The sequence below is a fragment of the Mycobacteriales bacterium genome (assembly GCA_040902655.1).
Classification (GTDB): domain Bacteria; phylum Actinomycetota; class Actinomycetes; order Mycobacteriales; family SCTD01; genus SCTD01.
In genome coordinates, this window is the sequence record JBBDWV010000037.1 from 88682 (window position 1) to 98857 (window position 10176).

Sequence of the window (10176 nt, forward strand, 5' to 3'; positions counted from 1 at the left end):
GCTCGTGCGAGGAGGCTCCGGTGCAGGCGTACGACGTGCTCGTCGTCGGCTGCGGCCCCGTCGGTGCGGTGCTCGCCGCGCAGCTGGGTCGTGCCGGGCTGAGCGTGCTCGTCGTCGAACGGACGCCGGCGGTGCACCCGCTGCCGCGGGCCGTCGCGGCCGACGACGAGGTGCAGGAGCTGCTGGCGCGGGTGGCGCCGGGGCTGCTGGACGGCGCGGTTCCGGACGTCCCGGTGCGCTTCCTGGGGGCCCGCGAGCAGCTCGTCGGACAGCTGCGCTTCCCAGCGGGCGTCGGCGGTCGGCCGGGGCTCGCGCTGTTCCACCAGCCGACGCTGGAGAGCCGGCTGCGGGAGGTGCTGCGTGGCCTGCCCCGCGTGGAGGTCCGGCTGGGCGTGCAGCTCACCGGCTGGTCGCAGAACGCCGAAGGGGTGTCGGCGCGGCTCGGCGGCGGGGAGCGGGCGCGGGAGTGGGTGCGGGCCGACTGGCTGGTCGGCTGCGACGGCGCGGGCTCCTTCGTCCGGTCGTCCGCCGGCCTCGGCTGGCGCGGCAGGGATCTGCGACGCTGGCTCGTGGTGGACGTGGCGGGGCCGGTCGAGGCGGCCGGCCTCACCTACCACGGCGACCCGGCGCGCCCGTCGGTGGACATGCCGCTGCCCGGCGGTCACCGGTGGGAGTGGCTGCTCGCGCGGGGCGAGCCGGCCTTCGACCCCAGGCCGCAGTTGCCGCCCGATGTGCAGGTGGTGCGGGAGGTGACCTACCGCTACGGCGCCCGCCGGGCCGCGGCCTGGCGCGCCGGACGGGTGTTGCTCGCCGGCGACGCGGCCCACACGATGCCGCCGTTCGCCGGGCAGGGCCTGGGAGCCGGCGTCCGCGACGCCTGGGCCCTCGGGGTGCTGCTGGCCCGAGGTGAGGTCGAACGTTACGAACCGCTACGGGCGCCGCACGTACGGGCGATGACCCGCCTGTCGCTGCTGCTCGGCGCGCTGCTCGAGACCGGCTCCGCACGGGCGGCTGCGGGACGGGACGTGCTGCTGGGTCAGGCCTTTCGGGCCCCGGGGGTGGGCCCGTGGCTGGCCCGCGGCGGACCGAGGAGCAGCGTGAGCGGGGTGCTCGAGCTCTGACGCGAGCCAGGTTGCCGTTCCGCGCGGGGCAATGGCGCGGGTGCACGACCGGGCAGTAGCGCGGGGCAGGCGGGGCAGTAGCGCGGGGCAGTGCGGGTTCCTTGCGCAGGTTGCGGGTCCGCAGCGGGATTGCTGGCTCGGCGGACCTGCGTCAGGTCCATACACATGATGCCCGCGTCGCGGTGACTGTCCGGTGCCACCGACACCCCGCACAGCAGGTCACCGTCCGCCCGGCGCGTCCCGACGTCACATCGGCGGGCTCCACACCGGACGGTCACCGCGGCGCCGGTGCGATATCGGCCGCCCTTTCCGCGCGATGTCCGCCGCTGCCCCGCCCGCATGGACGGGATCGGAGTGGCAGCATGAAGCGGGGCATGAGGCCGGTGGTGGCAGGGAGACCGGAGATGTGACGGTCACACAGGACAGTCACCGCGACGCAGGTGCCATGTGTGGCCGCCCCCGCGCCGGTGCGACTGCCGCGACCGCCCCCGCGCCGGTGCGACTGCCGTCGCCGTTCGTCCGTCCCCCCTCGCACAGGGTCCCCCGCGACGCGCCCCTACCCCGCGCAGGTCAGCGCGAGCGGAGAACTTCCAGCCACTGCACCGCCGCGACCCAGGCCGCGCTGCCTGGATCGATGGGGTCTCGGTGCACCCCTGGGGTCTCGACCAGCTCGACGCCGGACCGCGCGGCGTACTCCCGCGAGCGCTCGATCGGCACGGTCGTGTCGCCTGTCGGGTGCACGATCAGCGCCGGCACTCCGGGCGCGCCGGCGCGCACCGGGTCGGCCTGCGCCCAACGCTCCGGCACCCGCGAGGCAGCTCCGCCGAGCAGCTGCTCGGCGTGCACCCGCGCCCGCTGCAGGTCGGTCACCGGAGCGAGGCCCACGACCGCAGATGCGGCCACCACGGGCGCCGAGCCGACCGCCCCCGCCGGTAGCCGCGGCCTGGACGCCGCCCACAGGGCCAGCTGCCCGCCGGCCGAGTGGCCGACCAGCAACACCCGTGACAGGTCCAGGGCAGCGTCCACGCCGGCCAGCGCGTCGATCCCGGCCGCGACGTCGTCGAAGGTCATCGGCCAGCCGCCGCCCCCACCGCGGCCGGAGCCGAGCCGGCGGTACTCGAGGTTCCAGGCGGCCCACCCCCGGCCGGCCAGGTCGAGCGCGAGCGGGCGGGTGACGAGCCTGCCGTACCGCGTCTGCCAGTGGCCGCCGTGCAGGACGACGGCGACCGGGTGCGGGCCCGGCCCCCGCGGCAGGTGCAGGTCGGCGACCTGCGAGGGGTCGGGGCCGAACGAGTGCGCGGTGCCGCGGCGCAGCAGGGACAGCGCGATCCGGGTCTCGAGGCTCAACAGACGACCGTACGGGTCAGCGCCTGAAGGCGCTGGTGTCCGGCTCGGCCGGTGCGGCCAGGTTCAGTCTGGTGAACGCCAGCGCCTCGGCCAGGTCGGTCTCGCGTTCGGCGCGGTCCTCGGCCTTGCGGGTGTTGACCTCGACGACGACCAGCCCGTCGAAGCCCTGCCCGGCCAGCCCCTCGAGCAGCTCCGCGCAGGGCTGGCTGCCCCGGCCGGGCACCAGATGCTCGTCGCGCGCGCTGCCGTTGCCGTCGGCGATGTGCACGTGGGACAGCCGATCCCCCATCACCGCAGCCATCTTCAGGGCGTCGGTCCGGCTGACCGACGTGTGCGACAGGTCGAGGGTGAAGTCCGGGAAGTCCTCGCCGGTGGGGTCCCAGTCCGGGGCGTACGGCACGACCTCGCGTCCGCGGGCGCGCAGCGGGAACATGTTCTCGACCGCGAAGCGCACGTCGGTCTCGTCCGCCATCTGCTGCAGGCCACCGAGGAACTGCCGGGCGTACTCCCGCTGCCAACGAAACGGCGGATGCACCACGACGGTCTGCGCCCCGCACTGCTCGGCGGCGTCCTTGGCCCGCACGAGCTTGGCCCAGGGATCGGTCCCCCAGACCCGCTGGGTGATCACCAGACAGGGGGCGTGCAGGGCCAGGATCGGGACCCCGTGGTAGTCCGACAGCCGGCGCAGCGCCGTGACGTCCTGGCTGACCGGGTCGGTCCACACCATCACCTCGACACCGTCGTAGCCCAGCCGCGCGGCGATCTCGAACGCGCTGGCCGTCGACTCGGGGTAGACGCTGGCGGTGGCCAGCCCGACCTTCGCCGTGGGGACGCGCACCGGTTCGCAGGACGTCATCAGGCGCACCAGGCTACGTGCCGGCCAGCCAGTCGAGGCGGCGCAGGATGACGCCCTCGCGCAGTGCCCACGGGCAGATCGACAGCTCGGCCAGGTCGAAGGCCAGCATCGCCTCGTGTGCCACGACCGCCCCGGCCAGCAGCTGCGCGGCGCGGTCCGGTGAGACCCCGGGCAGCTCGGCGCGCTGCGCGGCAGTCATGCGGGCGAGCCTGCCGACGATGCCGTCCAGCCCCTTGCGGGTCAGGACGCGCGGCACGCGCGGCCCTTTGGCGTACGGCGCGGCGCCGTCCAGGCGGGCCAGCGACCGCAGCGTCTTGGAGGTGGCGACGCCGAGGTCAGGCCGTCCGACGGCCAGCAGGCGGGGCAGGGCGGCGGCGAGCGTGGCGCCCACGTGCTCGCGCAGCGCCGCGACGTCGCGGGGCGACGGCGGGTCTCCGGGCAGCCGGTCCCGGGTCGTGCGGCCGGCGCCGAGCGGCAGCGACAGCGCCTCGTCGGGCTCCTCGTCCCGGCCGGCGCCGATCTCGAGCGATCCCCCGCCGATGTCGAGGCACAGCAGCCGCCCGGCGCTCCAGCCGAACCACCGGCGCACCGCCAGGAAGGTCAGCCGCGCCTCGTCCTCCCCCGGCAGGACCAGCAGCTCGACGCCGGTCCGCTCCCGTACGGCGGCCAGCACGTCGGCGGAATCGGTGGCGTCGCGGACGGCGGACGTCGCGAAGGCCATCAGGTCCTCGACGCCTTCGTCCTGCGCGGCCACCCGGGCGGCGGCGACGGCATCGACCAGCACGCCCGTCCCCCGCGGCCCGAGGGAGCCGTCCGCCTGCAGCAACGCGGCCAGGTGCAGCGGCGTCTTGTGGGAGCGGACCGGGTCGGGATGGCCGCCGCGGTGCGCGTCGACGATCAGCAGATGCACCGTGTTGGAGCCGACGTCCAGCACTCCGAGCCGCATGCCCGGGCAGGTTAGCCGGGCGCACGCGCCGAGGGCCGCCCGCTCCCGCCGTAGACTCGCCAGGTGTCTGCACCCCGCGGAGCGCGGCGATGAGCCGCCCGCAACTCGACGAGGTCTCCATCGGCCTCGCGCACGGGGACGGCTTCTCGGAGGTGCGCGACCGGGCCGTGATCGCGGCCGGCCTGTCGTTCACGATCAGCGACCCCCGGCTGCCGGACAACCCGCTGGTGTTCGTCAACCCGGCCTTCGAGCGCACCACCGGCTACTCCCGTGAGGAGGCGCAGGGACGCAACTGCCGCTTCCTGCAGGGACCGGCCACCGATCCCGCTGCGGTGCAGCGGATCCGCGACGCGCTGGCCGCCGACGAGCAGGCGAAGGTCACGCTGCTGAACTACCGCAAGGACGGCACCCCCTTCTGGAACGAGCTCTCGCTGTCCCCGGTCCACGACGCCGCCGGGTCGCTGACGCACATCGTCGGCATCCAGACCGACGTCACCGCGCGGGTGCAGATCCAGCAGGAGCACGAGCGCCACCTGGACGCCGAACGCGCCGCACGGGCCGAGGCCGAGCGGTCACAGCGCCGGCTGGCCCTGCTGGCCGAGGCGACGTCGATGCTGGCCGCGACCCTGGACGTCGACGAGTCGCTGGACCGGCTCACCGGCCTGGTGGTCCCGCTGATGGCCGATTGGTGCACCGTGCACCTGCTGGCGCCCGACGGCCGCGTGCAGCGCGTGGCGGCGCGGCACCGTGACGAGGACAAGTCGCCACTGCTGCGCCGGCTCGAGCAGCTCCAGCAGACCGGGCTGTCGGACAGCTCGGTCACCGCGTCGGTGCTCGCCGGCGGCGCCCCGGTGCTCCTGGACGTCGACGACGACGTGCTGGTCCGTGACATGGGGGACGCCGAGCTGGTCGACGTCTATCGGCAGGTCGGGGTCCGGTCCGCGATGGTGCTGCCGCTGCGCGCCCGCCGCCAGGTGCTCGGCGTGCTGTCGCTGTTCACCGACGACTCGGCGCGCAGCTTCGACGCCGGCGACCTCGCGATGGCCGCCGACCTGGCCCGCCGGGCGGCGCTGGCCGTCGACAACGCGCGGCTCTACTCCCGCGAGCACGACGTCGCCGAGCAGCTCCAGCGCAGCCTGCTGCCGCAGCTCGAGGCGGTGCCAGGCCTCGACCACGCCGCGCGCTACCTGCCCGGCGCCACCTCCGCGCAGGTCGGCGGCGACTGGTACGACCTGTTCGCCCTGCCCGACGGCACCGTCGGCCTGGCTGTCGGCGACGTCATGGGCCACGACATGACGGCGGCCGCCGCCATGGGGCAGCTGCGCTCGGTGCTCCAGAGCTATGCCTGGCAGGGCAGCGCCCCCGCGATCGTGCTGGACCGCCTGGATCAGCTGGTGCAGGGGCTGGACATGGCCCAGCTGGCGACCTGCCTCTACGGCCGGCTCGACCCGCCGCGCGAGGGCCGCCCCGGCCGACTGCGGCTCGCCAACGCCGGCCACCTGCCGCCCGCCCTGCGCAGCCCGGACGGCACGGTGCGGCTGGTGGCGACCGACGCCTCGCTGCTGGTCGGCGCGGAGCTGGGCACCACCCGCGAGGAGGTGGAGGAGAGCGTCGAGCCGGGCTCGGTGCTGGTGCTCTACACCGACGGGCTCGTCGAGCACCGCGGTCGCCCGATCGACGAGGGGCTCGAGGCGCTGGCCGCCGCGCTGCGCAGCGCGCCCGAGGAGGACGCGGACGCGATCTGTGAGCACCTGCTGGCCGAGTTGGCCTACGGCGCGCTCGACGACGACGTCGCGCTGCTCGTGGTCCGCGTCCTGGCATGACCGACCTGGGCATGCCGGGCCTGCGTGAGGTCGGGCCGGACTTCCCGCGCGAGTGGGTCGAGTTCGTCGATCCGGCCGACCCGCTGGGCGTCGTACGCGCCGATCTGACCTGGCTGCTGTCCTCGTGGACCTGCGTCTACGGCCGGGGCTGCGAGGGCATCCTCGAGGGCCGCGCCGAGGACGGCTGCTGCAACCACGGCGCGTTCTACGCCGACGACGAGGACGAGCAGCGGATCGAACGGCTCGCCACACAGCTGAAGGGCAAGCACTGGCAGTACGCCGAGTTCGGTCGTACGAAGGGGATCTCGGAGCTGGACGAGCTCGAGGGCGAGAGCGCTCGGCGTACCCGCACCGTCGACGGGGCGTGCGTCTTCCTCAACCGGGCCGGCTTTGCCGGCGGCGCCGGCTGCGCGCTGCACGCGCTCGCCGAGCGCAGCGGGCTGCATCCGCTCGAGACCAAGCCCGACGTCTGCTGGCAGCTGCCGGTGCGGCGCACCCAGGAGTGGGTCGAGCGGCCGGACGAGGTCTCGGTGCTGGTGACCTCGATCGGGGAGTTCGACCGCCGCGGCTGGGGTCCGGGCGGCGCGGACCTGCACTGGTGGTGCACCTCGTCACCGGCCGCGCACGTCGGCGCCGAGCCACTGTGGGTGTCCTACGCACCGGAGCTGACCGCGCTGCTGGGCCGGCCGGCGTACGAGGAACTGGCCCGGCTCTGCGGGCTGCGGTCCGCCGGCGGCGGGGCCGACCACCCGGCCGGCGCGGCCCCTCAGGGCTCGAGCTTGTAGCCCAGGCCGCGGACGGTCACCAGGTAGGCCGGGCTGGCCGGGTCCGGCTCCACCTTGGCCCGCAGCCGCTTGACGTGCACGTCGAGGGTCTTGGTGTCGCCGACGTAGTCCGCGCCCCACACCCGGTCGATCAGCTGCCCACGGGTCAGCACCCGGCCGGCGTTCCGCAGCAGCAGCTCGAGCAACTCGAACTCCTTGAGCGGCATCGGCACCGGCTCGCCGTCGACGGTGACGACGTGCCGCTCGACGTCCATCCGGACCGGCCCGGCCTCGAGCACTCCCCCGGACTCCTCGGCGGATGGCTCCCCCTGCCGGCGCAGGACGGCCCGCACCCGCGCGACCAGCTCACGGGAGCTGAACGGCTTGGTCACGTAGTCGTCGGCCCCCAGCTCGAGTCCGACGACCTTGTCGATCTCGCTGTCGCGGGCGGTCAGCATGATGACCGGCACCGAGGACTTCGTCCGCAGCGCCCGGCACACCTCGGTGCCGGACAACCCCGGCAGCATCAGGTCCAGCAGCACGATGTCGGCGCCGCTGCGCTCGAACTCGGCGAGCCCGTCCGGGCCGGTCGCGGCCACCGCGACCTCGAAACCCTCCTGCCGCAGCAGGTAGGACAACGGGTCCGAGATCGACTCCTCGTCCTCCACCACCAGCACGCGCGTCACAGGCTCTCCTCGTCGTGGGCGGCTGCCGCGGAGGGCGGGAGCCGGAGCGTGAAGGTCGATCCAGAGCCCTCGACGCTCCAGACACTCACCTCACCACCGTGGTTGGTGGCAACGTGCTTGACGATCGCGAGCCCGAGCCCGGTCCCGCCGGTCGCCCGCGAGCGGGCCGGATCGGCCCGGTAGAAGCGCTCGAAGACGCGCTCGAGGTCCTTCTCGGGGATGCCCATCCCCTGGTCGGTGACGGTCACCTCGACGGCGCCCTCCCGCGACCGGACCGCGACGGCCACCCTGGTGGACTCCGGGCTGTAGTGCACGGCGTTCTCGAGCAGGTTCCCGACAGCGGTGATCAGCTGCCGCTCGCTGCCGCACACGGTCAGCCCGCGCTCGCCGCCGCGGACGATCGCGATGCCCCGCGCGGTGGCCGCAGTACGGGTCCGGTCCACGGCCTCGGCCACCACCTTGTCGATGGGGACGAGCTGCTGCTCGGGCAGCGGGTCGGCACCCTGCAGGCGGGACAGCGACAGCAGCTCCTGCACCAGCCGGGCCAGCCGGCCGGCCTCGTGCTGGAGTCGGCCGGCGAAGCGGCGCACGGCGGTCGGGTCCTCGCTCGCGTCGAGCATCGCCTCGGCGAGCAGCGACATCGCGCCGACCGGTGTCTTGAGCTCGTGACTGACGTTGGCGACGAAGTCGCGCCGCACGGCCTCCACCCGGCGGGCCTCGGTGATGTCCTCGACGAGCAGCGCGACGTGCCCACCGATGCCTTCCACCGGGACGACGCGCACCCGCACCGCCTCGGGCAGCCGGACCAGCCGCGTGGGGACCGGCTCGACCTCGACCTCCTGCGCCCTTCCGGTACGTCGCACCTCGTGCACCAGCCGGCGCAACTCGGCGACCAGCAGTCGCTCCGCCCGTACGACACCCAGGTCGACGGCGGAGCGGTTGGCCAGGACGACCCGGTCGTCGGCGGCCAGCACCGCGACAGCGACGGGCAGCGCGTCGATGACCTCGACACTGCTGGGCCCGGACACCGGCTCGGGGCGCGGGGCGGGGATGGCCGACGGGCGGGCCGCCGAACGGCGAACCAGCAGTGCGCCGAGCACCCCGCCGAACAGCAGGCCCACGACGAGCCCGACGAGCACGCCGGCAACGGTCACCTGTCGAACTGTAGGTGCGGGCGCCGGCCGTCCCACCGGGGCGGAGCGGCCGACCCGCTGATGTTCACCTGATGGACGTCGGCGGTTTGCGCCGGGCCCGTCCTCGTCCGCAGCGGCGGTCTACCCTGCGCAGATGCGCGACACCTACCACGACGAGCTCGATGCCATCTCCGCCTCGTTGGTCGAGATGACCAACCTCGTCGGCTCCGCCATGAGCCGGGCCACCACGGCGCTGCTCGACGCCGACCTGACCCTCGCCGAGATGGTGATCGCGGCGGACGAGACGGTGGATGCCCTCTACCGCGAGACCGAGGCGCGGTCGTTCGACCTGCTGGCCCGCCAGCAGCCGGTCGCCAGCGACCTGCGCGTGCTGGTCACGTCACTGCGCATGGTGGCCGACCTGGAGCGGATGGGCGACAACGCCGTGCACGTCGCGAAGATCGCCCGCCGGCGTTACCCGAGCTCGGCGGTGCCGCCGGCGCTGCGCTCGACGGTGCTGAAGATGGGCCACGCCGCAGAGGAGATCGTCGCCAAGGCCGGCAGCGTCATCGCCAGCCGGGACATCGAGATGGCGGCGGAGCTGGAGAAGGACGACGACGTCATGGACGCGCTGCACCGGCAGCTGTTCACCTCGATCCTCGACGACGACTGGACGGCCGGCATCGAGGCGGCCATCGACATCACCCTGGCCGGCCGCTACTACGAGCGTTTCGCCGACCACGCGGTCTCGGTCGCCCGCCGCGTGGTCTACCTGGTGACCGGCGAGCGCCCCGACCTCGACGGCTGACCTGGGGGGCCAGGCCTCGGGTCAGGCCTCAGGTCAGGGCCTCAGCTCCCGGCTGAGGGCCAGCAGCAGGGCCGGGCGGGTCGGCGCGTAGACCCGCAGCCGGGTTCCGCGAGGCAGCGGGCGCACGAAGCGCGCGCGGCCGGCGGCGTCGGTCACCGTGGTCGCGATTGTCGCCCAGCCGTTGCCACGCGGCACCTGCAGGGCGACCGTCGACCGGCCGCCGGGGGCGACGGTGGCGTCCACCAGGACCTGGTTGCCGCTGCGGCGGGCCGCGGCGGTCACCACCTGGCGGACGTCCACGCGGACGGTGCCCGAGACGGTCGACCCGGTACGGAAGCGGTGCTCACCGCTGAGGTCGGGCAGCAGCGTCCAGGCCACCAGGCCGTCCGGCCGCGTGGTCCCGGTACGGATCGTGGTCCAGGGGCCGGTGCCGACCCGGCGCTCGAGCGCCACCGGCGTTCCCCCGGCGACGCGTGCGTCGACCAGGACGCGGCTCGCGAGCACGACCGGGCGGCGGGGCAGCACGACGGCCGCGCTGCGGGAGGTACGGATCGTGACGGCCGCTGGCGCGGGCGTGACGGGCGCGGGGGCCGGGGCGACCGGCGCGGGAGCCGGCGCAGGGGCCACCGGAACCGGAGCAGGGGCCACCGGAACCGGAGCAGGGGCCACCGGAACCGGAGCAGGGGCCACCG

General features: G+C 74.7%; 10 protein-coding genes. 4 read left to right on the top strand and 6 right to left on the bottom strand.

Annotated features, from left to right (window positions below; translation table 11 throughout):
• The first annotated feature begins 20 nt into the window (after window positions 1–20).
• Window positions 21–1121, top strand: coding sequence for an FAD-dependent monooxygenase (locus WD794_10760; protein MEX2290792.1), 1101 nt, complete (start codon window positions 21–23; stop codon window positions 1119–1121).
• Window positions 1122–1691: 570 nt separating this feature from the next.
• Here the strand turns inward: WD794_10760 and WD794_10765 are convergent.
• The 3 genes from WD794_10765 to WD794_10775 are packed head-to-tail and all read right to left on the bottom strand — an operon-like array spanning window position 1692 to window position 4270.
• Complete coding sequence (locus tag WD794_10765) at window positions 1692–2468, bottom strand: alpha/beta hydrolase (protein MEX2290793.1); 777 nt, start codon at window positions 2466–2468, stop codon at window positions 1692–1694.
• Between the two features lie 16 nt (window positions 2469–2484).
• Complete coding sequence (locus tag WD794_10770; protein MEX2290794.1) at window positions 2485–3324, bottom strand: sugar phosphate isomerase/epimerase; 840 nt, start codon at window positions 3322–3324, stop codon at window positions 2485–2487.
• A 13-nt stretch (window positions 3325–3337) separates the two neighbouring features.
• A complete protein-coding gene (locus WD794_10775; protein MEX2290795.1) occupies window positions 3338–4270 on the bottom strand; it encodes a hypothetical protein in 933 nt (310 codons plus the stop codon).
• 89 nt (window positions 4271–4359) lie between these two features.
• On the opposite strand from WD794_10775, the gene WD794_10780 reads away from it, so the two are divergent.
• Together WD794_10780 and WD794_10785 are read left to right on the top strand one after the other, a co-directional pair.
• The gene (locus WD794_10780) at window positions 4360–6093 is read left to right on the top strand and encodes a SpoIIE family protein phosphatase (protein ID MEX2290796.1); all 1734 of its coding nucleotides are present in this window, start codon (window positions 4360–4362) and stop codon (window positions 6091–6093) included.
• Window positions 6090–6878 carry a hypothetical protein gene (locus tag WD794_10785; protein MEX2290797.1) on the top strand — a complete coding sequence of 263 codons (789 nt, stop codon included), beginning with the start codon at window positions 6090–6092 and terminating at the stop codon, window positions 6876–6878. Before WD794_10780 ends, WD794_10785 begins: the two co-directional genes overlap by 4 nt.
• On the opposite strand, the gene WD794_10790 is transcribed toward WD794_10785, so the two are convergent.
• Window positions 6860–7543, bottom strand: a complete 684-nt coding sequence (locus WD794_10790) for a response regulator transcription factor (protein ID MEX2290798.1) — start codon at window positions 7541–7543, stop codon at window positions 6860–6862. The genes WD794_10785 and WD794_10790 overlap by 19 nt on opposite strands.
• On the bottom strand, window positions 7540–8697 hold the full coding sequence (locus tag WD794_10795) for an ATP-binding protein (protein MEX2290799.1): 1158 nt from the start codon (window positions 8695–8697) through the stop codon (window positions 7540–7542). The genes WD794_10790 and WD794_10795 overlap by 4 nt, the downstream gene beginning before the upstream one ends.
• Window positions 8698–8830: 133 nt before the next feature.
• On the opposite strand from WD794_10795, the gene phoU reads away from it, so the two are divergent.
• The gene (phoU, locus tag WD794_10800; protein ID MEX2290800.1) at window positions 8831–9484 is read left to right on the top strand and encodes a phosphate signaling complex protein PhoU; all 654 of its coding nucleotides are present in this window, start codon (window positions 8831–8833) and stop codon (window positions 9482–9484) included.
• Between the two features lie 33 nt (window positions 9485–9517).
• Here phoU and WD794_10805 read toward each other — a convergent pair.
• Window positions 9518–10176 (bottom strand): hypothetical protein (locus tag WD794_10805; GenBank protein ID MEX2290801.1); only part of this gene is annotated, 659 nt, incomplete at its 5' end.